The organism is Paraburkholderia sp. BGA-UO-ETr-F21 (genome assembly GCF_059567925.1).
Genome location: NZ_JCAQOY010000040.1, coordinates 1,327,033 through 1,350,553, shown reverse-complemented (window position 1 = coordinate 1,350,553; position 23,521 = coordinate 1,327,033). Strand labels below are relative to the sequence as shown.

At 63.9% G+C, this 23,521-nt stretch carries 26 protein-coding genes; 12 read left to right on the top strand and 14 right to left on the bottom strand.

Annotated elements, in window-relative coordinates:
• Positions 1-9: 9 nt before the first annotated feature.
• The 6 genes from AC57B1_RS38490 to atpD are packed head-to-tail and all read right to left on the bottom strand — an operon-like array spanning position 10 to position 3,477.
• Entirely contained in the window at positions 10-258 is a 249-nt protein-coding gene (locus tag AC57B1_RS38490; protein ID WP_091793534.1) for a F0F1 ATP synthase subunit C, read from the bottom strand.
• Positions 255-950, bottom strand: a complete 696-nt coding sequence (locus tag AC57B1_RS38485) for a F0F1 ATP synthase subunit A (RefSeq protein ID WP_496420268.1) — start codon at positions 948-950, stop codon at positions 255-257. The genes AC57B1_RS38490 and AC57B1_RS38485 overlap by 4 nt, the downstream gene beginning before the upstream one ends.
• Complete coding sequence (locus AC57B1_RS38480; protein WP_408354570.1) at positions 947-1,240, bottom strand: N-ATPase subunit AtpR; 294 nt, start codon at positions 1,238-1,240, stop codon at positions 947-949. The genes AC57B1_RS38485 and AC57B1_RS38480 overlap by 4 nt, the downstream gene beginning before the upstream one ends.
• Positions 1,233-1,550, bottom strand: a complete 318-nt coding sequence (locus AC57B1_RS38475; RefSeq protein WP_408354567.1) for an AtpZ/AtpI family protein — start codon at positions 1,548-1,550, stop codon at positions 1,233-1,235. The genes AC57B1_RS38480 and AC57B1_RS38475 overlap by 8 nt, the downstream gene beginning before the upstream one ends.
• Complete coding sequence (locus tag AC57B1_RS38470) at positions 1,547-2,005, bottom strand: F0F1 ATP synthase subunit epsilon (protein WP_408185758.1); 459 nt, start codon at positions 2,003-2,005, stop codon at positions 1,547-1,549. Before AC57B1_RS38470 ends, AC57B1_RS38475 begins: the two co-directional genes overlap by 4 nt.
• Complete coding sequence (gene atpD, locus AC57B1_RS38465) at positions 2,002-3,477, bottom strand: F0F1 ATP synthase subunit beta (RefSeq protein ID WP_496420267.1); 1,476 nt, start codon at positions 3,475-3,477, stop codon at positions 2,002-2,004. The genes AC57B1_RS38470 and atpD overlap by 4 nt, the downstream gene beginning before the upstream one ends.
• Before the next feature lie 262 nt (positions 3,478-3,739).
• Between atpD and arcD the strand changes: the two genes are divergently transcribed.
• The 3 genes from arcD to argF are packed head-to-tail and all read left to right on the top strand — an operon-like array spanning position 3,740 to position 7,509.
• Positions 3,740-5,221, top strand: coding sequence for an arginine-ornithine antiporter (gene arcD / locus AC57B1_RS38460; protein WP_496420266.1), 1,482 nt, complete (start codon positions 3,740-3,742; stop codon positions 5,219-5,221).
• A 26-nt stretch (positions 5,222-5,247) separates the two neighbouring features.
• A complete protein-coding gene (locus tag AC57B1_RS38455; RefSeq protein ID WP_496420265.1) occupies positions 5,248-6,465 on the top strand; it encodes an arginine deiminase in 1,218 nt (405 codons plus the stop codon).
• A 45-nt stretch (positions 6,466-6,510) separates the two neighbouring features.
• The gene (gene argF / locus AC57B1_RS38450) at positions 6,511-7,509 is read left to right on the top strand and encodes an ornithine carbamoyltransferase (protein ID WP_408354552.1); all 999 of its coding nucleotides are present in this window, start codon (positions 6,511-6,513) and stop codon (positions 7,507-7,509) included.
• Between the two features lie 65 nt (positions 7,510-7,574).
• Here the strand turns inward: argF and AC57B1_RS38445 are convergent, their stop codons facing one another.
• Together AC57B1_RS38445 and AC57B1_RS38440 are read right to left on the bottom strand one after the other, a co-directional pair.
• A complete protein-coding gene (locus AC57B1_RS38445; protein ID WP_496420264.1) occupies positions 7,575-8,072 on the bottom strand; it encodes a phasin family protein in 498 nt (165 codons plus the stop codon).
• A 47-nt stretch (positions 8,073-8,119) separates the two neighbouring features.
• Entirely contained in the window at positions 8,120-8,809 is a 690-nt protein-coding gene (locus AC57B1_RS38440; protein WP_091793490.1) for a CBS domain-containing protein, read from the bottom strand.
• Between the two features lie 264 nt (positions 8,810-9,073).
• Here AC57B1_RS38440 and adhP point away from each other — a divergent pair, with 264 nt between their 5' ends.
• Positions 9,074-10,099 (top strand): alcohol dehydrogenase AdhP, encoded by a 1,026-nt coding sequence (adhP, locus tag AC57B1_RS38435; protein ID WP_496420263.1) that lies wholly within the window; start codon positions 9,074-9,076, stop codon positions 10,097-10,099.
• Positions 10,100-10,184: 85 nt separating this feature from the next.
• Here the strand turns inward: adhP and AC57B1_RS38430 are convergent, their stop codons facing one another.
• The 3 genes from AC57B1_RS38430 to AC57B1_RS38420 form a co-directional block, all read right to left on the bottom strand.
• The gene (locus AC57B1_RS38430) at positions 10,185-10,451 is read right to left on the bottom strand and encodes a UDP-glucose 4-epimerase (RefSeq protein WP_496420262.1); all 267 of its coding nucleotides are present in this window, start codon (positions 10,449-10,451) and stop codon (positions 10,185-10,187) included.
• A gap of 131 nt (positions 10,452-10,582) precedes the next feature.
• Entirely contained in the window at positions 10,583-11,233 is a 651-nt protein-coding gene (locus AC57B1_RS38425; RefSeq protein WP_091793486.1) for a BON domain-containing protein, read from the bottom strand.
• A gap of 74 nt (positions 11,234-11,307) precedes the next feature.
• A complete protein-coding gene (locus tag AC57B1_RS38420; RefSeq protein ID WP_091793483.1) occupies positions 11,308-11,736 on the bottom strand; it encodes an Hsp20/alpha crystallin family protein in 429 nt (142 codons plus the stop codon).
• A gap of 307 nt (positions 11,737-12,043) precedes the next feature.
• Here AC57B1_RS38420 and AC57B1_RS38415 point away from each other — a divergent pair, with 307 nt between their 5' ends.
• A complete protein-coding gene (locus tag AC57B1_RS38415) occupies positions 12,044-13,693 on the top strand; it encodes a bifunctional aminoglycoside phosphotransferase/ATP-binding protein (RefSeq protein ID WP_496420261.1) in 1,650 nt (549 codons plus the stop codon).
• Between the two features lie 152 nt (positions 13,694-13,845).
• Here AC57B1_RS38415 and AC57B1_RS38410 read toward each other — a convergent pair whose 3' ends face one another.
• On the bottom strand, positions 13,846-14,316 hold the full coding sequence (locus AC57B1_RS38410) for a hypothetical protein (RefSeq protein ID WP_496420260.1): 471 nt from the start codon (positions 14,314-14,316) through the stop codon (positions 13,846-13,848).
• 275 nt (positions 14,317-14,591) lie between these two features.
• Between AC57B1_RS38410 and AC57B1_RS38405 the strand changes: the two genes are divergently transcribed.
• Positions 14,592-15,713: a PAS domain-containing sensor histidine kinase gene (locus tag AC57B1_RS38405; protein WP_496420259.1), complete on the top strand. Its 1,122-nt coding sequence runs from the start codon at positions 14,592-14,594 to the stop codon at positions 15,711-15,713.
• Here the strand turns inward: AC57B1_RS38405 and AC57B1_RS38400 are convergent.
• Both AC57B1_RS38400 and AC57B1_RS38395 read right to left on the bottom strand, forming a co-directional pair.
• On the bottom strand, positions 15,658-16,518 hold the full coding sequence (locus AC57B1_RS38400; RefSeq protein WP_496420258.1) for a potassium channel family protein: 861 nt from the start codon (positions 16,516-16,518) through the stop codon (positions 15,658-15,660). The two genes, AC57B1_RS38405 and AC57B1_RS38400, sit on opposite strands and share 56 nt — an antisense overlap.
• A gap of 13 nt (positions 16,519-16,531) precedes the next feature.
• Positions 16,532-16,792: a hypothetical protein gene (locus AC57B1_RS38395; RefSeq protein WP_496420257.1), complete on the bottom strand. Its 261-nt coding sequence runs from the start codon at positions 16,790-16,792 to the stop codon at positions 16,532-16,534.
• A gap of 57 nt (positions 16,793-16,849) precedes the next feature.
• Here AC57B1_RS38395 and AC57B1_RS38390 point away from each other — a divergent pair, with 57 nt between their 5' ends.
• The 6 genes from AC57B1_RS38390 to acs all read left to right on the top strand — a co-directional run bounded on the left by AC57B1_RS38390 (position 16,850) and on the right by acs (position 23,231).
• On the top strand, positions 16,850-17,044 hold the full coding sequence (locus AC57B1_RS38390; protein ID WP_496420256.1) for a hypothetical protein: 195 nt from the start codon (positions 16,850-16,852) through the stop codon (positions 17,042-17,044).
• 294 nt (positions 17,045-17,338) lie between these two features.
• On the top strand, positions 17,339-17,578 hold the full coding sequence (locus AC57B1_RS38385; RefSeq protein ID WP_408354527.1) for a type 2 periplasmic-binding domain-containing protein: 240 nt from the start codon (positions 17,339-17,341) through the stop codon (positions 17,576-17,578).
• A gap of 57 nt (positions 17,579-17,635) precedes the next feature.
• The gene (locus tag AC57B1_RS38380; RefSeq protein WP_408354524.1) at positions 17,636-19,099 is read left to right on the top strand and encodes an MBL fold metallo-hydrolase RNA specificity domain-containing protein; all 1,464 of its coding nucleotides are present in this window, start codon (positions 17,636-17,638) and stop codon (positions 19,097-19,099) included.
• Positions 19,100-19,199: 100 nt separating this feature from the next.
• On the top strand, positions 19,200-20,231 hold the full coding sequence (locus AC57B1_RS38375; protein ID WP_496420255.1) for an Acg family FMN-binding oxidoreductase: 1,032 nt from the start codon (positions 19,200-19,202) through the stop codon (positions 20,229-20,231).
• Between the two features lie 39 nt (positions 20,232-20,270).
• Positions 20,271-20,942 carry a nitroreductase family protein gene (locus AC57B1_RS38370; RefSeq protein ID WP_496420254.1) on the top strand — a complete coding sequence of 224 codons (672 nt, stop codon included), beginning with the start codon at positions 20,271-20,273 and terminating at the stop codon, positions 20,940-20,942.
• A 312-nt stretch (positions 20,943-21,254) separates the two neighbouring features.
• Positions 21,255-23,231, top strand: coding sequence for an acetate--CoA ligase (acs, locus tag AC57B1_RS38365; protein ID WP_496420253.1), 1,977 nt, complete (start codon positions 21,255-21,257; stop codon positions 23,229-23,231).
• Positions 23,232-23,521 lie beyond the last annotated feature (290 nt).

Here is a 23,521-nt window from a genome sequence, read left to right as displayed (position 1 = left end):
GGGGCCCGCCTATTTCGCAAACGGGTTGGCGAACAGCAGCAGCAAGGCGATCACGAGGCAATAGATCGCCATCGTCTCGATCATGGCCAGCCCGACGAACAGCGTGCGCGATACGGTGCCCGCCGAATCCGGCTGCCGAGCGATCGCATCCATCGCCGCGGCGACCGCGCGGCCTTCCGCGAGCGCCGGCCCGATCGCGCCAAACGAAACGGCAAGCGCTGCCGCGGCGATACTGACCACTTCGATAAGGTTATTCATGAGACTTCGCCCTTTTTGACACTGACATGGTGCGGATCGCCGATCGCGGCACCGATGAAAACCATCGAGAGAACAGCAAAAATGTAGGCCTGCACCGCGCCCGTGAGCAGATCGAGCGCCATGAGCGGAATCGGCACCAGCAGGCCGGCGAGCGACAGCAGAATGCCGATCACGAACACGCCGCTCATGACGTTGCCGAACAGGCGCACGACGAGTGAAAACGTCCGCGTGATCTGCTCGACGACGTTTAGCGGAATCATTACCCAGCTCGGTTCCGCGAACGACGCGAGATAGCCCGTGGCACCCCGGCTGCGAATGCCATAGACGACCGTCGCGCCAAGCACGATCAACGCGAGCGCGGCATCCGTTTCGAGGTGCGCGGTGGGCGGCGTGACGCCCGGCAGCAGCGCGCACCAGTTGGCAACCAGCACGAAGATGAACAGCGTGCCGATCAGCGCGCGATAGGTTGCGGCCTCGGTTTGCATGGTGTCGCGAATCTGCTGGTCGATGGTTTCGACCAGCAGCTCGACTGCGGTTTGCGTCTTGCCGGGCGCAAGCGAAAGTCTTCGGCTCAGCACGACAGCCGCCAGCGTGACGACGGCCATGATCGCCCAGGTGATCAACACGGGCGAGGTAAGCGGCACGGGTCCAATCCGCAGAAGCGGTGCGATCGTGAGCGGTGATTCGGTCATGACAGGCCTCCGTAGCGCCGTAGCGCGAACCTGCGTGCGAGCAGCACGCCTGCCATGCCGGCGAGCAGCGCGAGCGCACCGATGCGTGCGAGCACCAGCAGCACTGCACAGGTCAACGCAATGCGCGCGAGTTGCAGCGCGAGCGCCGCAACCGTTTTACCCGTTGCGAACAACGGCCAGTTCCAGCGCAACGAAAGGAAATGCCACGCGCCGGCCAACATGCCGAGCGTGAGTCCGATCACGAGTTGGGCGGCGAGCGGCGGTAGCGGCCATGCCAGCGCGCTATTCACGGTGTGTTCCCTGTTGACGATGCATCCATTTCCACGCGGACCAGAAACCGAGCGCCGCCCCTAACATCAGAAGCGGCGCCGAGAAAAATACCCGCGTGCCGAATGTGCGGTCGAGCCAGTGCCCCAACGCGAGCCCGAGCAAAGTCGGCACGACGATGGCCCAGCCAAGAATGCCGATCTGGCCGAGCCGGCTGCCGAGCGACGGCTCCGGCTCTTCGCGCCCGCGCGCCGCGCGCTCCGCGGCCTGTTGCGCCGCGCCGGCCAGCCTGTCGGCATCGGTATTGCGCTTGTCGTGCCGTGGCGTGCTCATTGCGGTGTCGCTCCCGAGCCGGCCGGGTTGGCACTGTCGGTTCCGGGCCGCGGCCGCAAGTAGCGCAGCATCTGACGCACCGCGCGCGCATGCAGCCGCAACTGGTCGACCCGGGCACGGCGCGCCGCGTCGTCTTCGTCGGCGTGGCGGCTGCGCACCAGCACCTCGAGGCCTTCCAGCGAATCGCCCGGAATCGCTTCGCGGCAAGCGATGGACACGGTGGCGCCGCCCAATACCAGCAGCACGCCGCCGTTCACCGCACAGTAGTGCGACACGTTGTCGGCACCCGTCCAGCGAACCACCGACGAGGTCAGTTGCGTGACGAAATCGGCATGACCAATACGGATACCGAACGAACCGCTTGCGTCTTCCGCGCGCAACGAAACGACGTCGACGCCGTCGAACCACACCCGCGACGGCGTGGCGATGGTCAGCTTCAATGCGCTGTTGCTCATGCCACGGGCTCCTTTTCCGCAGCGGCGGGTCGGTGCGCGGCGGCCTCTTCCCTGCTGCGCCCTTCGTCGAGCGAACCGATCATGTACAGCGAACTCTCCTGCCATGTATCGCACTCGCCCGCGAGAATCGCCTTGCAACCGGCAATCGTGTCGGCGAGCGCCACCGAGCGGCCGGCTTCGCCCGTAAACGCCTCGGTGACCGCGAACGGCTGGGTCAGAAAGCGTTGCAGGCGACGGGCGCGGCCGACCAGCGCGCGATCCTCGGCGCCCAGCTCTTCCACGCCGAGCAACGAGATCACGTCCTGCAACTCGCGGTAATGCTCGATGATTCTGCGCACCTCGGTTGCCACCGCCGCATGCTCTTCGCCCACCACCAGCGGATCGAGCAGGATCGACGACGACGCGATCGGATCGACGGCGGGATACATGCCTTCGGCGGCCATCGCGCGGGACAGCACGACCATGCTGTCGAGGTGTGCCGCAATCGCGGTCACGGCGGGGTCGGTGAAATCGTCGGCCGGCACGTACACGGCCTCGATCGCCGTCACCGATACACCACCCACGGACACGATGCGCTCCTGCAAGCCCGCGACTTCGCTGGCCAGCGTGGGCTGATAGCCGACTCTCGAGGGCATGCGCCCGAGCAGACCCGACACTTCAGCGCCCGCCTGGACGAAGCGAAACACGTTATCCATGAGCAGCAGGACGTTCTGCCGGCGTTCGTCGCGGAAGTATTCGGCAATCGTCAATGCCGTGAAGGGCACGCGCCAGCGCGCCCCCGGCGGCTCGTTCATCTGCCCGTACACCAGCACCGTGCGCGGCAACACGCCGGAGGTGCGCATGTCGAGCAGCATCTCGTGGCCTTCGCGCGAGCGTTCGCCGACGCCGGCAAACACCGAGATACCTTCATAGCGCTCGACCATCGCGTGAATCAGTTCCATCACGAGCACGGTCTTGCCGACACCGGCGCCGCCGAACATGGCCGCCTTGCCGCCCTGCGCGAGCGGCGCGAGCAGATCGATCACCTTGATGCCGGTCGAGAACAGCGTGCTGGTGCCTTTCAGCGACGCGAGCGGCGGCGCCGCGCGATGAATCGGACGACGCTCGATCTGCGCGGGAAGCGCCGGGCCGTCGTCGCGAGTGGCGCCGGTCACGTCGAGCAGCCTGCCCAGCACGGCTTCGCCGACCGGCGCTTCAATGGGGCCGCCGCTGGCTCGCACGCGCGTGCCGCGCCGCAACCCGGCGGTCGTCTGCAAGGCCAGCGCGCGCACCATGGTTTCGCTCAGATGCGCCTGCACCTCGGCGAGCACCGGCGCGAGATCGTCCGGCATGACAACGAGCGCATCGCCGACGGCGGGAAGCGAATCACCGTCGAACCGGACATCGACGATCGCGCCGCGCACGGCAACGATGCAGCCATCCCGTGCAGTCGACGGGCTGGCTGAAAACGCTGCTGCTGGACGAGTGGGCATGGTCGGGATTTGCGGGTTTGCGCGGCGGTGATTGACCAATCAAAAGATATTCCTGGAATGCGCCGCGAATCTGACTTTCATCAAATGTCTGAGAGATAAGAGCAAGAAATACGTAGGCCGCGAACAAACCCGCGCAAACCGTTCGCCCAATCGCCTGACATGCCCCCGCTAAGGCGCGACCTTGCGCGGACTGATCCAGATCAACGGCCAAGCCTTCACGAAGTGACCTAATCCAGCTATCTGAAGAACGGTGAGGTCCGTCATGAAGAACCTGGCAGATTCATTTGCGGCACCCGCCACTCCCGCCCCGGCCGGCCGGAGTGGCAATGCCGTGGCAAAACCATTGCGGCTCGGCCTGCTCACCGCGCTGGTGATCGGTTCGATGATCGGCAGCGGCGTGTTTTCCCTGCCGCAGAACATGGCTTCCGGCGCGGGCGCCGCGGCTGTCCTGATCGGCTGGCTGATCACCGGCGTCGGCATGTTGATGCTCGCCTTCGTCTACCAGACGCTCACGACCCGCAAGCCCGAACTCGACAACGGCATCTACGCTTACGCGCGGGCCGGTGCCGGCGACTTCGTCGGCTTCAATTCGGCTTGGGGTTACTGGGTCAGCGCGTGGATCGGCAACGTCGGCTATCTCGTCATCGTGTTCGGCACGCTCGGCTACTTTTTCCCCGTCTTCGGCGAGGGCAATACGCCCGCGGCCGTGCTGGGCGCCTCCATCGCGCTATGGATCATGCATGCGGTGATCCTGCGCGGCGTACGCAGCGCGGCGGTGCTCAACGCGATCACCACCGTTGCCAAGGTGATTCCGCTCGTGCTGTTCATCGTGCTTGCGGCCATTGCATTCAGAAGCCATGTGATTGCGCAGGACTTCTGGGGCAATGCGAAGCTCGGCAGCGTCTTCACGCAGGTCAAAAGCACCATGCTGATTACCGTCTGGGTGTTCATCGGCATCGAAGGCGCCAGCGTGTTCTCAGCCCGCGCGCAGCGGCGCGAGGATATCGGGCGCGCCACCCTGCTCGGCTTCGCGGTCGTACTGGTCCTGCTGATGGCGGTCTCCCTGCTGTCGCTCGGGATCGTCCCGCAGGGCGAACTCGCCGCGATGAAGAATCCGTCAATGGCCGGCGTGCTCGACAAGGCCGTCGGCGCCTGGGGCGCGGTGCTCATCAGTCTCGGCCTGCTGGTATCGGTCGGCGGCGCGTTACTGGCGTGGACCCTGCTGGCGGCGGAAACGCTCTTCACGCCGGCGAGCGGCGGCGTCATGCCGAAGTTTCTGGCGCGCGAAAACAGTCACGGCGTCCCTGCCAATGCACTCTGGGTCACGAACGGACTCGTGCAACTGTTTCTCATCATCACGCTCGTCTCCAACGCGACTTATCTGGCGCTGATCTCGCTCGCGACTTCGATGATCCTGATCCCGTACCTGTTCTCCGCCGTCTACGCGACTCGCATCGCCATACGCGGCGAGGGCTACGCGGCGGCGGAAGGCACCCGAACCCGCGACATGCTGATCGGTGCGGCCGCAACCGTTTATTGCTGCTGGCTGCTCTACGCCGCCGGGCCCAAGTATCTGCTGCTCTCCGCCCTGCTCTATGCGCCTGGCGTGCTTCTGTACGGCTGGGCAAAGCGCGAACGCAGCGCACGTCTGTTCAAGCCGTTCGAAGCGGTGATCCTCGCGGGCCTGCTCGTTCTGGCGGCCGTGGCGGCATGGCTGCTGTCCACCGGCGCGCTCGGCTTGTAATCCGGCGACTTCAGGAGAAAAACCCGATGACATTCGGCGTCTATTCCGAAACAGGCACGCTGCGCAAGGTCATGGTCTGCCGCCCGGGACTTGCGCAGGCACGCCTGACACCCGCCAATTGCCGCGACTTGCTGTTCGACGACGTGCTGTGGGTATCGCAGGCGAAGAACGACCATTACGCGTTTGTCAGCACGATGCAGGAGCACGGCGTCGATGTGCTCGAAATGCACGATCTGCTGGCCGACATCCTGCGAGGCCGTGAGGCGCGCGACTGGATCCTGGAACACAAGCTCGCGCCCGGCACCGTGGATGCGGAACTGGCGGCACAACTGCGGCCGTGGCTCCAGGAGATGGAGTCGAGTGAACTGGCGACTCGCCTGATCGGCGGAATCGTTCGGGCGGAATTGCCGTTCAAGGCAGACGGGTTGCTCGCGCAATGCACGCCGCCCGCGGGATTTATTCTCCCGCCGCTACCCAACACGCTCTTTACGCGCGACAGCAGTTGCTGGATCAACGACGGCCTCGTGCTCGGATCGATGTACTGGCCGGCGCGGCAACAGGAAACGCTGCTCGCCGCCGCGATTTACCGCTTTCATCCGCTCTTCAGCAGCGGGACGCGCATCTGGTGGGGCGGCCCGGAGGCGGAGCACGGTGGCGCGACGCTCGAGGGCGGCGATGTCATGCCGCTGTCGCGCGACCTCGTGCTGATCGGCATGGGCGAGCGGACCTCGCCGCAAGGTGTCGCGCAACTCGCACGCGCGCTGTTCGCTCGCGAATCGGTCAAGCAGGTGATCGCCGCACAACTGCCGCGCTCGCGCGGCGCGATGCACCTCGACACCGTATTCACCTTCTGCGATCGCGATCTGGTCACGATCTTTCCAGAAGTGGTCGATGCCATCCGTTGCACGAGTCTGCGCCCCGGCAAGCTGCCGGGCCAGCTCGACGTGCGCCCCGAAAGCGCACCGTTTCTGCAAGTGGTCGGGCAGGCGCTGGGCATCGGCACGCTGCGCACCGTCGCCACCGGCGGCGACACGTGGGAATCCGAGCGCGAGCAATGGGACGACGGCAACAACGTGATCGCGCTCGCGCCGGGCATCGTCGTCGCCTACAACCGCAATGTGTACACCAACACGCTCCTGCGCAAGGCGGGAGTGGAAGTCATCACGATCCCGAGCGGCGAGTTGGGCCGCGGACGCGGCGGCGGCCATTGCATGACCTGCCCGATCGAACGCGCCCCCCTCTGACCCTCTGACGCGAAACACGCGCCGCACCCTTTGGAGAATTCGCCTATGGCATTCAATCTACGCAATCGCAGTCTGCTGAACATGCAGGACTTCGCGCCGCGCGATATTCGCTTCCTGCTCGATCTCGCCGCCGAACTGAAGCGCGCCAAATACGCGGGCAACGAAGTCCCGCGGCTCAACGGCAAGAACATCGCGTTGATTTTCGAAAAGACCTCGACGCGCACGCGCTGCGCATTCGAAGTTGCCGTGCACGACCAGGGCGGCCACGTCACCTATATCGACTCCGCAAGTTCGCAACTCGGCCGCAAGGAGTCGCTCAAGGACACGGCACGGGTACTCGGACGGCTCTACGACGGTATCGAATACCGAGGCTTCCATCAGAGCGTGGTCGAAGATCTTGCGACCTATTCGCATGTTCCGGTCTGGAACGGCCTCACCGACGAGTTCCATCCGACCCAGGTGCTCGCCGACCTGCTCACCATGCAGGAATTCGGCGAGAAGCCGTTGCATGAGCTGTCGTTCTGCTACCTCGGCGACGCTCGCTTCAACATGGGCAACTCGCTGCTGATCGGCGGCGTGCAGATGGGCATGGACGTGCGCATCGCGGCGCCACGCGAATTGTGGCCGCATGACGAACTGGTCGCGCAAATGCGCCTGCTCGCCGAGCGCACCGGCGCCGGCGTGACGATCGTCGAGGACCCGCATGAGGCGGTGAGCGGCGTCGATTTCGTCTACACGGACGTCTGGGTGTCGATGGGCGAACCTGTGGACGCGTGGGGTCCGAGGATCGAACTCCTGCAACCCTATCAGGTCAACGCCGCGCTGATGAAAGCGACCGGCAACCCGCGCACCCGCTTCATGCATTGCCTGCCGGCCTATCACAATCTGGACACCGAAACCGGCCGGATGGTCCACGAGCATTTCGGCGTGACCGAACTCGAAGTCAGCGACGAGGTGTTCGAATCGGATGCGTCGATCGTCTTTACCCAAGCCGAGAACCGCATGCACACCATCAAGGCCGTGCTTGTGGCGACCCTCGCTTAAAGTCGGCGCACGATGCGCAGCTTCGACACCGACTCGACACTGACCTAACCTCCAACCGAAGTCCGCTATTCCGTGTGCATCGGTTGGATGGGCTTTTTGTGCCCGGACGTTTTCTCATTTTCAGTAGCGTCCGCCCCTGCGACGGCGGGCGCGGCAGACGTCTGCGGCTCGCCCACCACCTCGGCAGGCACGAGCGACTGGGTGGCGAGGCCGCCCACCAGGCTGTCGGCCGGATGCCGTTGCCGACCCGCGCCAACGGCGGGCGGCGCGGCGTCCCGCTGCAGGTCAGACAGGATCTCGAAGAACTGCCGGCTGTACGAGAGCGCCTGGGCCACGCCCACAGGCGCCAGCAACGTGGGAAGACACAGCATCTCCGGCAGATTGTCTGCCGCGCATGTCCGTGCCATCGCCTCCTGCGTTTCGGCAAGTCCAAACCGGATCGCCTCCAGGTTCAACGCGGTGAGCCGCTCGAAAGCCTCGAAGCTGCGCGTCGTAACGCCGAACAGATTGTCGAAACCGGCGCTTTCCATGTTGAGCCATTGCCCGGGAATGATCTGAGCCATCATGCCTCCAAAAATTGATTGCCGAAACGCGCCGGCTCGCTGGTCCGCTAGATGCCCGGCATGACTGGATACGGCTCGGTGTGATCCTCCACACGTTTGACGCCGGGAATGTTCTGCGCCGCCACGCGAACTGCGTCGACGGCTTCCAGCGCATGAAATACGCCCCACAGATGCACCACGCCATCGGTAACGACGATATTGCGGCCGGCGAAGCTCCATTTGCGGCCCGCCAGTTCGCCCATCAGCATCGCGCGGATCTCGGCGTCCGAGAGCGTCACATCCGATGTCGGTTCGTCCGGCACGCTTGCGAGCGCCTGCACGAGATTGGCGCGGCTCACGAGACCCACGAGCCGTCCCGCTTGCGTCACGGGTACACGTTTGATGCGCCGCGTCTCGAGAATGCCGGCCACTTCGCCAAGTGGCGTGTCGGGTTGCACGGTCACCACGTCGGCGGTCATGACGTCGCGCACCTTCACCGCATGGGTCTTGATGTAATCCCGCGCTTCATGGTTCGCGGACCAGACGTCGAGCCAGGAAGCGCGCTTGCGCTCGTCGGTGCCGATTTCGGTGCGGCGAAGCAGATCGCCCTCGCTGATCATGCCCGTGATACGACCCTCCGGATCCAGCACCGGCGCACCGCTGATGCCGTTGTCGACGAAAATTCTGGCGACGTCCCGCACAGTCATGTCGGGGGTGACAGAGATGACGTTGGTGGTCATGACATCGGATGCGCGCATAGTGAGCCTCCTGAACAGTTAGGATCATTGAATTCGCGGGATCGACCCGCCTCGATCGTCAATATCTCGAAGCCGGTGAGCCCTCGGGTGACTTCAGATTAGGCCGCCACGGCATCCTCCCGTTTGACGTGGATCATCTCCAAGGTGGTACAGCGCGAGCGTGATCCGAATAGCGCCGCGTAGCCATTGGATGACCCAAGTCAATTGCACCGTATGCATGACAGAGATACTGGTCGCCACGCGTTCAACGTCTGGAGAAAGGTTATGGCCCAAGTGATGAAAGCTGCTGTGGTTCACGAGTTCGGCGCTCCGCTGCGCATCGAAGAGGTCCCCGTCCCGAAGCCCGGTCGCGGTCAGATTCTCGTCAACATCAAGGCGTCCGGCGTATGTCACACGGATCTGCACGCGGCTGACGGCGACTGGCCGGTCAAGCCCACGCTGCCCTTCATTCCCGGCCATGAAGGAGTCGGCTATGTCGCTGCCGTGGGCGAGGGCGTCAAACACGTGAAGGAAGGCGATCGAGTCGGCGTGCCGTGGCTTTATACCGCCTGCGGTCATTGCGAGCACTGCCTTGGCGGCTGGGAAACCTTGTGCCATGAGCAGCAGAATACGGGCTATTCGGTGAACGGCGCCTACGCGGAGTACGTGCTGGCCGATCCGGACTATGTCGGCCATCTGCCAGCGGAAGTCACGTTCGAAGATATCGCGCCGATCCTCTGCGCGGGCGTGACCGTCTACAAAGGCATCCGCATGACGGACACGCGGCCGGGTCAATGGATCACGATTTCGGGGATCGGCGGGCTCGGCCACGTCGCGGTTCAATACGCGATTGCCATGGGCCTGCGCGTGGTAGCGGTCGACATCTCAGCGGATAAGCTCGCTCTCGCCCGCGAACTCGGCGCTACGCTCACGTTCAATGCTTCCGAATGCGACGCCGCGGCGGCGATCCAGAAGGAAATCGGCGGAACGCACGGGGTACTCGTCACCGCCGTATCGCGCGGCGCCTTCGCTCAGGCACTGGGCATGGTGCGGCGCGGCGGCACCATTGCGCTGAATGGTCTGCCGCCGGGCGAATTCCCGCTGCCGATTTTTTCGACCGTGCTCAACGGCATTACCGTGCGCGGCTCCATTGTCGGCACGCGCAAGGACTTGCAGGAATCGCTCGAATTTGCGGCGCAAGGCCGTGTGCGCGCTCGAATCCATCTCGATCGGCTGGACAATATCAATCAGGTTTTCGCCGATTTGAAGAGCGGCAAGGTAGATGGACGTATTGTCCTGAAGCTCGACTGAAACTCGACTGAGCGAGTGACGGGATGGCGATATAAGCGAACTAAAAAAAGCGAACTAAACCGAACGCGCGACAGAAGTCAGTAAATCACTTAGGTTCGGTCGGACATCCCCCCGGCAGAACCGATAGCGTATTCGACATCTTGAGGCGGACCCAGTCCATGCCTTCGCGCAAACCCGCCAGAACCGCTTCGCGCTCGGTGGGAAAAACACTGCTGTGTCTGAACTCGTGTTTGAAGATGCCCTCTGGGGTGTGGTGGCTGAGCTGGATCGAGCAATCGAAGCCGCCCGCTGTGCGATGTGTGGTTGCGGCGACCGACCAGTCGCCGTCACCCACACTACCCGAGATCGTCATGTGTCGCTCCTTGATAATGTGCGCCGCCCATGGACTGCCGTCCATGCTGCACCGTTCATGCACCCGCGCACGGCTTACGCCACCTGCGCGGCGCCCGTCCCGTCCGCAGCCAGGCGGCGCATGGCGCCTGTCTATCCCACGGTCAGATTGTCGATAACCGCATGGACACCCGGCGCCGACCACGCCGCACCTCGCACGGCGGAGCGCTCCGCCATCGAATCGACCGAGCCCGTCAGCGTGACGGTTCCGTCATCCACCTTCACGGCAATGTGCTTCGCCTCGCGTTCGGCGTGACGTTGCAGCGCCTTGCCGATCTGTTCGCCGATATCGAGCGCGGCCACGTTGCCGCCGATCCGCACGAGGTTCGACACCCCTGTCACGCCGCGCATGTGCGACACGGTACGCATCGCGACATGGCTCTGATACGCCCAGTCGACCTCGCCGCTCAACGTCACCCAACCTTTCTCGACCTGCACCTTGACCGACTCTTCGCTCAAACCGACCGTCCAGCGCAAGATGGAACGAACGGCGTTGGCGATTTCTTCGTCGGTGCGCACATCGGAATGCGGCAGGCGAACGTTCAGTTCCACTACGACCGCCTTCACGCCGGCCACACGTTGCGCGGCCTTTTCCGCCGCGAGCTTCTCCGCATAGCTCACTGGATGCCCGGACAACGTCACGACCCGGTCATGCACTTCAACGCCGATGTCCGTGACGGTCACCGCAGGATCCCAAGCCAGTTCGTCTTCGACCTGCTGCTTCAATTCCATGTCCGACTTCATTGCGTGCTCCTTGTTGGCATACGGCTAAAAGCCCGCGCGGCCCACGAAACCGCGGTGCTCCGCGCGGCCCCGGATCAATTGATCTGCAGGCGCTTGCGTTCGGAAGCCGCCTTCTTCGGCAGCGTGAGCGAGAGCACGCCATCTTTGTACTCCGCTGCCGCCGCGCTCTCGTCGACTTCGCTCGCCAATGAAAAGGCGCGGCTGACAGCGCCTGCATAGCGTTCCCGGCGAATCACCCGTTCGCCCTCTTTCATTTCCTGATTCCGCTCGACTTTCGCGCTGATCGAAACAAGGTTGCCGTCGATTTTTACGTCGATGTCCTTTTTCTCGACGCCCGGCAGTTCGGCCTTCACGGTGTACGCGTTATCGCTTTCCGTCACGTCGACCTTGATATCGGCAAGCGGCGCTTCGCCGCCCGCGCCGCGCAGCGGCCGGAACAAACCTTGAAAGAGTTCGGACATGGGTTCGAGGGGAAACGGATCAAATCGGCTCAAGTTGCTCATCGTACTGCTCCTGATTTAGTCAATCACATCATGGATTTGCATTCGCGTCGCACGCCTCATACCGCCTCTTTCACGCTAGATCTTCAGGACGGGAGCGGTGCACTGCAGCGCGCCTCGATGCACGGTGTTCACCGTCGCGACGAGCAGGCTGTACCGGTAACTCTATGCTCGCCTTCGACTCGCGAATTGACGTGTGTCAAGCGGCCCACAACGCAGTCCGACACCTCGAAAAGCATGACGTCGGTCAACCCCGCACGATGGGCCGCATCTATTCTGAAAGAACCATGATCGTGCGACGGAGAGTTCCATGCCCGCTGACTTTTCACCGGCACATCAGCGTCCGGTTCACCTAGGGCAGCGCGAGCGGCTCGCGCAACGAGGCTGGCGTGCGCTCGACCGCGCCATGCAGAGGTCGTCTACCTACGGCCATCCGGCGGGACGCATTCGCCGTATCGAGACACATATTTCGGTCGTGTACCTGGCCGGGCGTTACGCATACAAAGTGAAGAAGCGCGTCGATCCTGGCTTCGTGGACTTCACGCAGGGGCAAGCGCGCGAGCGCTCGTGCGCCGACGAGTTCAGACTGAACCGGCGGCTCGCACGTGAACTCTATTGCGGCGTCGTATCGATTACGCGCCGCGGACGCGCGTATCGCATCGCAGGGACAGGCGGAACCGCCGAGCACGCGGTCCGGATGCGACGCTTCGACGAACACGACGTGTTCAAGGCGTTGCAGGCGCGCGGCGAACTCGGCTTTGCCGAAATAGACGCCTTGGCCGCGCAACTCGCCACGGTCCACCGGCAGTCACCACGCAAGCCGACTCGCGCGGTCTTCGGGTCGGCGCCGTTTGTTCAGCAGCAGATGCGTACCGTGCTGGAGGCGCTCGAACGTGAGACCGGGGCGCGCTTGCCTGCGCGCCTCTCTGCCTGGTGCGAGAGCGAAGGCAAACGCCTTGCCGGGCACTTCGACGCGCGCCGTAGAGGCGGCTTTGTGCGCGAGTGTCATGGAGACCTGCACCTCGACAACATCGTGCGCCGCGGCAAGCGCGTGCTCATGTTCGATTGCATCGAGTTCGACGACGCCTTGCGCTGGATCGACGTCGCCAGCGACCTGAGCTTTCCCTTGATGGATCTGCAGGCATGCGGACGGCAGGATCTGGCAGCACGGCTGTTGAACGGCTGGCTGCAACGCACGGGAGATTTCGCGGCGTTGCCTGCGCTGCGTTACTACATGGTCTATCGCGCGCTGGTGCGTGCCCTCGTCGCCTTGTTGAAAACACGAAATCAACCGCACGATGAGCACTTCGCGCGAGCCGCTGCCTACCTGAATCTGGCGGAGCGCCTGAGCGCGCCACAGCGGCACTACTTGCTGCTATGTCACGGCTATTGCGGATCGGGCAAATCGGTGGCGAGCGAAGCGTTAGTGAACCTGCTCGGCGCCGTGCGACTGTCGAGCGATATCGAGCGCAAACGCGGTCGTCCGTTCACCCCCGTCGATCCCCGGCCTCTGCCAGCAAACGCGTACACGCCGCACTCGATCGATCAGCATTACGACCTGCTGCAAGGGCTGGCGCAACAGGTGCTGCTGGCGGGCTACCCCGCGCTGGTCGACGCGACTTTTCTCAAGCGAGCGCATCGTGCCCGCTTCGTCGCGCTCGCGCGCTCGCTCGGCGTGCCCGTTTTCCTGCTCGATTTTCATGCGCGAGCGCGTCAACTCGAACAACGTGTGCAGGCGCGCGCCGCCGCTTCGAACACTGCGTCGGATGCCGGCCCGGTCGTGCTGATTCGCCAGATGGCCAACGAGGAACCGCTATCCGCCGAAGAAATGCAGCGAACGGTGAGCTTCGATACGGAGGTCCCGCTCGCTGATTTCGGCCGTCTGGATTACTGGCGAAAACTGCTGCGGCGGCTGTGCGAACCCGAAGCGGCCGCGTCGACGGAAGCGGCGCGTGGCTAGCGCGGACGCACACGCCCGCCAAAACGGTAATCCTTCAACGTTTCAGCGCATGTACATGTCGCCGTTGATGGACGCAACGCCTTCAGCCGACAGGATGCCCTCGCTCCTGCGGCTGGCCCACCGGCGGTCGGCGCCGGGGCCGAACTCGCCGATTAGCGTTCATGGAGGACATCGCCGCCGAGTGCTCGCCCGCGAGGCATGCCCGCCGCGCTTTCCACGCGCTGTAGCCACTCCTGCCAAGGCTGCATGACGGGATTCATCGCGGCCTGCGTGGGCCATTGGTCAGTCGAAACCGCCTGCCAGGTCGCAAACGCTTCACGCATGCCTTCGAAGGATCCGGTTTGCAGCCGCACCGCCGCGCCGAGGCCTTGCTGCCAGAGATTGGTGGTGGTCGCCATGTAGTCGCGCAACACCGTTTGCCACGATACGGCGAGCGCGCTCCAGTCCTTTGCCGCCGAAGCGGCATTGCCAATTGCGCGTGCCGCCTCCAGATCACGCCGTATACGCTGCATCTCGAACTCGCATGCCTGCTGCCTGGCCTGGTGGCCGAAGCTCAGCGCCTGCAGCACGAACGAGAGATTGGCGCGGAACAGCTCGAAGGGCGTGACGGATTTGCCGGTCATAATGGACCTCCTGACGTGATGAAGCGATCCGCCTGCGCGCTGTGGGACGCAGCGACGAGCACGCGCACGGCAGTAGTCAGTCCAATGTAGGCGTGCCCCCTGGAAGCCGGTTGACATGCATCAATCATCGAATGGCTTGCTGCGCGCGTGAATGGCACGCGCAGTTGCGCTGGCTATCGTCGGCGAAAAGGAATTATTCGGCGTAACCTCGGTGGATATCGCTATCATTGCAGTGGACCGGTCGTTCGCCATTGACCAACTTTTCGGAGATGCCAGTGGTATTCAACTGGAAAGATGCAAACCGTAAATCCGCCTCAGCCAACGACTCCGACGTACCGGTGGAGGACCGCTATCATCTGCTGATTGACGCGGTGCAGGATTACGCGATCTTCATGCTCGATCAGGACGGCCGCGTGGCGAGCTGGAACGGCGGCGCGCACAAGATCAAGGGGTATGCGCCCGACGAAATCATCGGCCGCCATTTTTCGGTCTTCTATACACCCGAAGACGTCGCCGCCGCGAAGCCGGAACGCGAACTGGCGCTCGCTATCGCGCAGGGCCGGGTGGCGGATCAGGGCTGGCGCGTTCGGCGCGACGGCTCGCGGTTCTGGGCGGACGTGACGATCACGGCAGTTTATGATGCGGCCGGTGCATTGCTCGGTTTCGCCAAGGTTACGCGCGACATGACCGAACGTATGCGCCTCGCCGAACTCGAGCATGCGAGCGAACTGGCCGCGCAGATCCAGCACACGCGCGAAGACGAGCAAAGACGAATTGCCCGCGAACTGCATGACGACCTCGGCCAGCAGCTCACGGCGCTCAAGATGGGCGTCGTCGCGCTGGAACGGCGCATGGGCGAGAACGCGAGTGATCCGGAAGGACTCACCGCCGCGAGCGAACTGCAACGTCAGATCGACGCTATGGTGGCGTCTCTACGGCGTATCGCCGCTGACTTGCGCCCGCCATTGCTGGACGACCTCGGCCTCGTCGCGGCGCTGGAATGGCTGACGGACGATTTCACGCAACGCTTCAACGTGATTGCCACGCTTCACAATACCGTCGACGATACGGGCTTCACGCCCTCCGCGTCTTCCGCGCTTTTTCGCATCGTGCAGGAAGCGCTGACGAATGTGGCCCGGCATGCGCAGGCTAGCCGGGTGGTGGTCGAAATATCGAGCGACGCAAACACCTGCTCGCTTCATATCGAGGACAACGGCCGCGGTGCGCTGCTCGAAGACACCGGCAGGCGCGGCTCGTTCGGTCTGCTCGGCATGGGCGAACGCGTACGCCAACTGCATGGCCACCTGGCGATCAACACCGCGCGAGGCCACGGCTTCCGAATCACCGCGAGGATTCCGCTGAGCGCGATTCGCCCGGATGAGACACAGCCGGGCTGACCGGCTCGCTTGCAACCGCGGCAACGCGTGTTTCGCCGCCTGCGGACTGCACATCCTTTCTCAGCTCGGCAATCTCGTCGCGCAATGCCTTGATATCGCGATGCATTTCGCGCCGCAGAATCCGCTCTTCCTGTTCGACGAAAATCGCGGCAATGCTGGCAAAAACCAGCGACAACAGACCGTAGCCGAGCAACACCACGAAGGCCGCGAGAATACGTGACGCGGGCGTGGTCGGCGCCATGTCCCCATAGCCGACTGTCGCACTGCTTTCGAATGCGAGCCAGACGCCTTCAGCGTACGTATGCACGCCCGGTTCGAGCCAGTAAAACCCCGCACCCGCGGACGCGAGCAGCAACACGGCTGTCACCAGCAGCAATCCCAGGCGCCCAGGCGAGAAAAACCCTCGTAACGACAACACGATGCGCGCCGCCACCAGCCCCACGAAAACAATGCGCAACACCCATTCGGCAGACGACCACGTCGACACGCCCCACGCCACGCTGATCGCCGAGCTGGCCGCGATCAGGACATCGTAACCGTTGCGCATGAGGAAACGCTTGGGCTTGCGGCTCAAACAGGCCATTCGCGCCAGCACCACCACGTATCCGGCGGACATGCAGGCGTAGAGCGCACGGCCGGCCAGATGAAACGGGGAGGCGGCGGCCAGTTCGAAATAGAACGCGGGAATGGCAAGCAGGCTCAAAGCGAACAGCGCCCACTGCATCCAGCGCCATGCCCGCACAGCTCGCGGGTCGTCGTGAGGGTCGACGCCGGCGAGACCGGCAATGTACCAACTCTCCTTCATATCGCCACCGTCGTCATGACGCCGCGCCGACGAACGCGCGGAAATCCGTTTCGACCGAGCGGATCTGTTTAGCACACGTTCCGTACAACCATCCGGGGTTGCCGTCCGCGCGGTACATACCCCGGCACATGCCTTTGACCTCGATGGTCGACACGCCGCTGGCGTTGCTTGTCCGCATTGCCCACACATAGACGGCGCCGAACATGTGCGGCTCTGCCGTTTCGATCGTCGTGTCGTCCGCGCGCCGGATCGGCGTCACTGAGCGTTGTGCCACGTACAGTCTCGTGCGGCTCCATATCCGGTCGCATTCGGCAGAAGAAGAACAGTCCACGTGCGCCTGATCGCGCGCCGTTTCCAACGCGATCTCGGTGTCGCGGTGCGCAGCGACACTCGCTTCGGTGCTGCAGCCAGCAAGGATGATTATCGGCAGCGCAAAAGCTGCCAGCCGCCCGTATTTCATATCAGCCTGCCCATTGTTACGTTCAACCGCGCAATGCGCCGTTGCACACCACTGGCCTGTTTTTAGAAAGCTACCCATTTACAAAAGTATGGGCAGGACGCCCGAAGACATTTGACCTGGATCATCGTCCAGCGTGGGAACAGCATCGCGCTACGCCGCGTTTTCCCTAACATCCATCGTGGCCGGCCGTGTAGGGAAAGGCTGACATTGACGCAGCAACACCTACCCTAGTCTCAGCGACACCTGATTTATCCCGCCTGCTCGATGACCAATACTGAATTCATCCGAAACACCAATCGATACGTTCACACGGCAGGAAACGCAGTCTTGTCATACCTGCCCTGTCATCAGGAGACCATCATGCCGACCACCTCTTTGCACGCCCACACGATGTCGCCTGACGGCACGCTGCGCGAAGCACTCGACGCCACCGACGATATCAACCGGATTCTCACGCTGGCCCGCGAGGCGGGCATGCTGGTCACGCTCGACGGCCAGATCGGCGGCGAAAAATACCAGAGCATTGCCGGCTCGCTCAACGCCTTCCGGCGCTTCGCTCGAGCGCTTTGCAACGGCTCCACGCAAGCCGCGGCGCGTTGAACGCGCGTTGAACATCCCTCACGGCCATGTGCGGCCATTTCTGACGGAAGGTGCGACATGAAGCTGACCTTTCTTGGTGCGGCGGAAACCGTCACCGGCTCGAAGTATTTACTGGAAGGCGCGGGGCTGCGGATTCTGATCGACTGTGGCCTGTTTCAGGGCACGAAGAATCAGCGTCTGCGCAACTGGAATCCCTTGCCAATCGACGTCGCAAAACTGGACGCCGTTATCCTGACCCACGCGCATCTGGATCACAGCGGCTACCTGCCGGTGCTCAGGCGCATGGGCTATCGCGGGCCGGTCTATTGCACTCGCGGCACCCGTGACCTGTGCCAGGTGATGCTGCGCGACAGCGCCAGACTGCAGGAAGAAGAAGCCGCTTACGCCAACCGCCACGGTTTGTCGAAACATCATCCGGCGCTGCCGCTGTATACGCTGGAAGATGCCGAGAATGCGCTTGAGCTGCTCAAGCCGCGCGAGTTCGACGTGCCGAAACAATTGAACGACCATGCGTGTTTCCGCCTGCTGCCGGCCGGCCACATTCTCGGCGCCGCGAGCGTCGTGCTGTGCGTCGAGGGCAAGGTCATCGCCTTCTCCGGCGACCTCGGCCGCCCAGACGACCCGATCATGCGCGCGCCTATGCCGCTCGCCCGTGCCGACTACCTGGTCGTCGAATCCACTTACGGCGACCGCCTGCACGACAGGACCGATCCCGCCACCGAACTGGCGGAAGTCTTCGCGAGCACTTTCCGGCGCGGAGGTGTCGTCGTGATTCCCTGTTTCGCGGTCGGGCGCGCGCAATCGATCCTTCATTACATCGTGCAACTGAAAGCCACCGGCCGCATGGCGAACGTGCCGGTTTTTCTCGACAGTCCGATGGCGACGAGCGTCACGCAGCTGTACCGGCATCACGTCGGCGAACACCGGCTGAGTTCGACAGAAGCCAACGCAATCAGCAACGCCGCGCACATGGTGCACACCGTCGAGGAATCCAAAGCAATTCTGGGTCTGAATGGTCCACGAGTCATCATCGCGGGCAGCGGCATGGCGACGGGCGGCCGGGTCGTGCATCACCTGAAAGCCTTCGCCCCCGATCCTCGCAACACGATCGCGCTGGTCGGCTACCAGGCGGCCGGCACGCGCGGCGCGGCGCTCGCCGCCGGCGCGCCGACGATCAAGATTCACGGCGACTACGTGCGTGTGCGCGCTTCGGTGGTGAGCCTGTCGTCGTTGTCGGCTCATGCCGATTACGCCGAGACACTGTCGTGGCTACGCTCGATTCCGCAGCCGCCGCAGCGCACCTTCGTCACGCACGGTGAACCCGCCGCCGCCGACGCGATGCGCCGTCACATCGAGGAAACCTTTCACTGGCGCTGCGAGGTGCCGCTTTACCTCGAGAGCGTCGAATTGCCCGGATCGGCGGGAACGGTGGGCGTCGATCCGTGTGCCGCCATCGCGAATGCAGCGCCGGACCACAGCGTGCCGACGTCGACTGGCGCAAGCGACCGGTCCAACGAATAGAAGCCGTCGCTCTCCGTTCAATTCGAACTGATCCAGATCAATCCGCGCGCGGCGCGCACCTGACACAGTGGCAGAATGGAATCGTGCAGGAGACCATGACATGAGCGCACTGCCGCAGACGGGCGCCTGGGCCGTCGACGAACATCAGCTTGCCCCCACCGCCAGCGTCGAAGCAAAACTGCGATTTGCGCTGCGCTATGCGGTGCTGGCGCCGTCCAACCACAACACGCAGCCGTGGCACTTCATCCTGGATGGCGACAGCGTGACCGTGTGCGCGGATCGTTTGCGCGCACTGCCCGTGGTCGATCCCTTCGATCGCGAACTGATCATGAGTTGCGGCGCGGCGCTGTTCAATCTGCGCGTGGCGCTGAGTTACTTCGGGCTCGCCTACGCCATCACGCTGTTTCCATCGCGCGCCGATCCCGACGTGCTGGCGCATTTGCGAATCGTTTACGACGGTCATTGCGACGCCAGTCTTGCGCCGCTCTTCCAGGCAATTTCTCGCCGCGTCACGACCCGCGAAATTTTTGCGGATGAGCCGCTGCCCTCGCTGATCCAGCAACAACTCGCGGATGCCGCCGAGGCGGAAGGCGCGGATGTGGTCTGCATCTCCAGCGCGCCGCTGCGCGAGAGTCTTGCCGAGCTGGTCGCCGAGGCCGATCGGGTCCAGTTCAAGGACCCGCGTTTTCGCCGCGAACTGGCTAGCTGGATTCATCCGCGGCGCCGTGAAGACGGCATGCCCGCGCTGTCCGCCGGGATGACCGTGCTGCTCGATCTGGCCGCGCCGTTGCTCACGTCGGTAATCCGGACCTTCGACCTCGGCGGCGGACTCGCCGCGGCCCATCATGCGCTGGCTGCGGGGTCGCCGCTACTCATCTGCATATCGACATCGACGGACGACGCCTCCGCGTGGCTGGCAGCCGGCCAGGCGCTCGAACGACTGTTGCTGGTCGCCGCAAACGCCGGGATCACGGCCTCGTATCTGAACCAGCCGATCGAACTGACCCTTCTGCGTGAGCGGCTGGGCGCCACGCTGGCCATGGACGCCGTACCGCAACTGCTGCTGCGCGTCGGCCGCGGCAAGCCGGCGCCTCATTCGCCGCGCCGTCCGCTTGCCGAAGTTGTGTCCTGAGGACCGACGCCTGCCCAACGCCTTTTCGATGAGGCTGCGATGAAACACTTCTTCAGACTCGGCACCGCCACGCGCGATCCCGCTCGCGCGCGCCCGGTCGTTGGCCAGCCGGTCTCGCATATCACGCTGCCACCGCCTGTGCGCAGCGGCGGCCGACCGATCATGGACGCCTTCTCGGAGCGGCGCACCACGCGCCGCTTCGCGACGACCCAACTCGACGAAGCAACGCTTGGCCAGTTGCTCTGGGCCGCCAACGGTGTCAACCGCAGCGGGGCCGATGACAGTGGTGGACGCACGGCGCCATCAGTCCTCGCCCTGCACGAAATCGACATCTATGCGGCGCTGGCTGGCGGCATGTATCGCTACGACCCGTCGGAACACTGCCTCGAACTGGTGAGCGCTGCCGACTTGCGCGCACTGACGGGCTACCAGGACTTCGTCGGCGAAGCGCCACTCGAACTGGTCTACGTGGCTGACCTCGCACGCATGCACGACATCGCCCCGTCGCAACGTGAGCCGTTCGCGTATGCAAGCGCTGGCACGATCGTGCAGAACGTCTACCTGTTTTGCGCCGCCGCGGGGCTCGCGGTTGCCGCGCGAAGCTGGCTCAACCGCAGCGCATTGGGCGCCGAAATGCGTCTCTCGCGCGACAGCTTGCCCGTGCTGGCACAAACCGTCGGCCACTTCGATCTTGGCGATCCAGCCTCCTGAACGATCCTGATCAGATGCGGCGCCTGTGCGCGGCATCCACTGCCTCACGTCTGCGCATTTGACGTCCGCGGCTCGTGTCGCGCGCGGAAAATCCCACGGCGACCTTGGCGGCGCGGCGCGTTCCAGTTGATGTGTATCAATGGCGCCGGCCGCCGCGCCTTCATAGTGAGCCCATACGCACGCTGATCTGACGCCGGCCCGTCTACGCTGCAATGCGAGTTCGGATGCCGGCGCCGCATGGCCGACAAGAGCCATCCCGCATCGGTAAAGCACTAACATGCTTTATCCCTTCATGACTCATGTGAGGAGACTATGTCTACCATCGATACCGCCTCGTCCGACTCCACCGCATTGCAAATACCCCTTACCCGGGATGCCAGCATCGACGGCATGGAAGCCTATCGCGCCCTCGTTGCCGAAGCGAGCCAGGATCACGAAGCTTTCTGGGCGCGTCTTGCCCGGGAACACCTGGACTGGCGCCGCCCATTCACGAAAGTGCTGAACGATACGGACGCGCCGTTCTATCGCTGGTTTGAAGACGGCGAACTGAACGCGTCGTACAACTGCCTCGATCGCAATCTGATCAACGGACTGGCGGAGAAGACCGCGATCGTGTTCGAATCGGACGACGGCAAGATCACTCATGTCACCTATCAGGCCCTGTATCACCGCGTATGCCGGCTCGCCAATGCGCTGCGAGCGCGTGGCGTGAAAAAAGGCGACCGCGTGGCGATCTATATGCCGATGTCGGTGGAAGGCGTGGTCGCGATGCTCGCGTGCGCGCGCATCGGCGCACCGCACTCGGTGGTGTTTGGCGGCTTCTCCGCCAAGTCGCTGCATGAACGCATCGTCGATATCGGCGCGTGCGCCATCATTACCGCCGACGAGCAGGTTCGCGCCGGCAAGACGCTGCCCCTCAAAGCGATCGTCGACGAAGCGCTTGCGATGGGCGGCACCGCCGGCATCAAGACGGTGGCGATCTATCGGCGCACGGGCGGCCAGATTCCGTGGATTGCCGAGCGCGACAAATGGCTTCACGAACTCGAAGCGGCCCAGCCGGACACCTGCGAACCCGAGTGGGTCGGCGCGGAACATCCGCTGTTCGTGCTCTATACCTCCGGTTCAACGGGCACGCCCAAAGGCGTCCAGCACAGCACCGGCGGCTATTTGCTGTGGGCTGCCGTGACGATGAAGTGGACCTTCGACATCAAGCCGGCGGATGTGTTCTGGTGTACGGCTGACATCGGCTGGATCACCGGTCACACCTATATCTGCTATGGCCCGACCGCGGTCGGCGCGACGCAGGTCATTTTCGAAGGCGTGCCCACCTACCCGAACGCGGGACGGTTCTGGGAGATGATCCAGCGCCACAAGGTCAGCATCTTCTATACGGCGCCGACGGCTATCCGCTCGCTCATCAAATCCGCCGAGGCGAATCATGCGGTGCATCCGGACAGCTTCGACCTGAGCAGTCTGCGTCTGCTCGGCACGGTCGGCGAGCCGATCAACCCGAGCGCCTGGACGTGGTACGCGCGGCACGTGGGCGGTGGCCGTTGCCCTGTGCTCGACACTTTCTGGCAGACGGAAACGGGCGGACACATGATCTCCCCGCTGCCGGGCGTGACGCCGCTCGTGCCGGGTTCATGCACCTTGCCGATGCCCGGTATCGACGCGGCAATCGTCGATGACACCGGGCAGGAAGTGCCAAATGGAAACGGCGGCGTGCTCGTCATCCGCAAACCGTGGCCTTCCATGATCCGGACTATCTGGGGCAATCCGGAGCGCTTTCGCAACGGCTATTTTCCCGACGAACTCGGCGGCAAGCTCTATCTCGCGGGCGATGGCGCGATCCGCGACCGCGACACCGGCTACTTCACCATCACTGGCCGTATCGACGACGTGCTGAACGTGTCAGGGCACCGGCTCGGGACGATGGAAATCGAGTCGGCGCTGGCCGCGCATCCGTTGGTGGCTGAAGCCGCGGTGGTCGGGCGTCCCGATGAAACAGCCGGCGAGGCGATCGTCGCGTTCGTGGTGCTGAAGGCCGAGCGCCCGTCCGGAGCCGACGCGAAGCGCGTGGCCGACGAATTGCGGGCGTGGATCGGCAAGGAGATCGGCCCGATCGCCAAGCCCAAAGACATCCGCTTCGGCGACGCGATGCCGAAAACGCGCTCCGGCAAGGTGGTACGCAGGCTGTTGCGTTCGGTGGCCAAAGGAGAGGTCATCGTGCAGGACACGTCGACGGTGGAAAACCCCGCGGTGATTTCGCAGTTCGCCGACGCCGCCTGACCTTGCCGGGACCTGCCGCCTGACCGATGAGCGACTAGCCCTCGCTCATCTCTTCCGAAGCAATCCCAATCCCCGCAGCAATCCCATGCCGCGCGTGCACGGTGAGTGCACGCGCGCAACCCTCATTTTCAGCGTTCCTGTAAGGGACCCGTGGTTCAGGAAAAGCTGCGCAACGCGCAACCTGGGCCTTCTGCTCACGGTGCCTGCTGCCACAGCGTCGCGGTTGCGCCACCCTGAACTGAGCGGCGCTGCGGCGGATCGAATCGACTTCCTCGCCAGCATCCTGGCTC

Bases quoted from the DNA above. Each gene is read 5' to 3' on its own strand.
- AC57B1_RS38455 (WP_496420265.1), top strand. From the start codon at position 5,248: ATGACATTCGGCGTCTATTCCGAAACAGGCACGCTGCGCAAGGTCATG.
- AC57B1_RS38380 (WP_408354524.1), top strand. From the start codon at position 17,636: ATGAAGCTGACCTTTCTTGGTGCGGCGGAAACCGTCACCGGCTCGAAG.
- AC57B1_RS38470 (WP_408185758.1), bottom strand. From the start codon at position 2,005: ATGAGCAACAGCGCATTGAAGCTGACCATCGCCACGCCGTCGCGGGTG.
- AC57B1_RS38385 (WP_408354527.1), top strand. From the start codon at position 17,339: ATGCCGACCACCTCTTTGCACGCCCACACGATGTCGCCTGACGGCACG.
- AC57B1_RS38475 (WP_408354567.1), bottom strand. From the start codon at position 1,550: ATGAGCACGCCACGGCACGACAAGCGCAATACCGATGCCGACAGGCTG.
- adhP (WP_496420263.1), top strand. From the start codon at position 9,074: ATGGCCCAAGTGATGAAAGCTGCTGTGGTTCACGAGTTCGGCGCTCCG.
- AC57B1_RS38490 (WP_091793534.1), bottom strand. From the start codon at position 258: ATGAATAACCTTATCGAAGTGGTCAGTATCGCCGCGGCAGCGCTTGCC.
- AC57B1_RS38375 (WP_496420255.1), top strand. From the start codon at position 19,200: ATGAGCGCACTGCCGCAGACGGGCGCCTGGGCCGTCGACGAACATCAG.
- AC57B1_RS38425 (WP_091793486.1), bottom strand. From the start codon at position 11,233: ATGAAGTCGGACATGGAATTGAAGCAGCAGGTCGAAGACGAACTGGCT.
- AC57B1_RS38370 (WP_496420254.1), top strand. From the start codon at position 20,271: ATGAAACACTTCTTCAGACTCGGCACCGCCACGCGCGATCCCGCTCGC.
- AC57B1_RS38400 (WP_496420258.1), bottom strand. From the start codon at position 16,518: ATGAAGGAGAGTTGGTACATTGCCGGTCTCGCCGGCGTCGACCCTCAC.
- argF (WP_408354552.1), top strand. From the start codon at position 6,511: ATGGCATTCAATCTACGCAATCGCAGTCTGCTGAACATGCAGGACTTC.
- AC57B1_RS38415 (WP_496420261.1), top strand. From the start codon at position 12,044: ATGCCCGCTGACTTTTCACCGGCACATCAGCGTCCGGTTCACCTAGGG.
- AC57B1_RS38410 (WP_496420260.1), bottom strand. From the start codon at position 14,316: ATGACCGGCAAATCCGTCACGCCCTTCGAGCTGTTCCGCGCCAATCTC.
- AC57B1_RS38485 (WP_496420268.1), bottom strand. From the start codon at position 950: ATGACCGAATCACCGCTCACGATCGCACCGCTTCTGCGGATTGGACCC.
- AC57B1_RS38445 (WP_496420264.1), bottom strand. From the start codon at position 8,072: ATGGCTCAGATCATTCCCGGGCAATGGCTCAACATGGAAAGCGCCGGT.
- arcD (WP_496420266.1), top strand. From the start codon at position 3,740: ATGAAGAACCTGGCAGATTCATTTGCGGCACCCGCCACTCCCGCCCCG.
- AC57B1_RS38430 (WP_496420262.1), bottom strand. From the start codon at position 10,451: ATGACGATCTCGGGTAGTGTGGGTGACGGCGACTGGTCGGTCGCCGCA.
- AC57B1_RS38440 (WP_091793490.1), bottom strand. From the start codon at position 8,809: ATGCGCGCATCCGATGTCATGACCACCAACGTCATCTCTGTCACCCCC.
- AC57B1_RS38420 (WP_091793483.1), bottom strand. From the start codon at position 11,736: ATGAGCAACTTGAGCCGATTTGATCCGTTTCCCCTCGAACCCATGTCC.
- atpD (WP_496420267.1), bottom strand. From the start codon at position 3,477: ATGCCCACTCGTCCAGCAGCAGCGTTTTCAGCCAGCCCGTCGACTGCA.
- acs (WP_496420253.1), top strand. From the start codon at position 21,255: ATGTCTACCATCGATACCGCCTCGTCCGACTCCACCGCATTGCAAATA.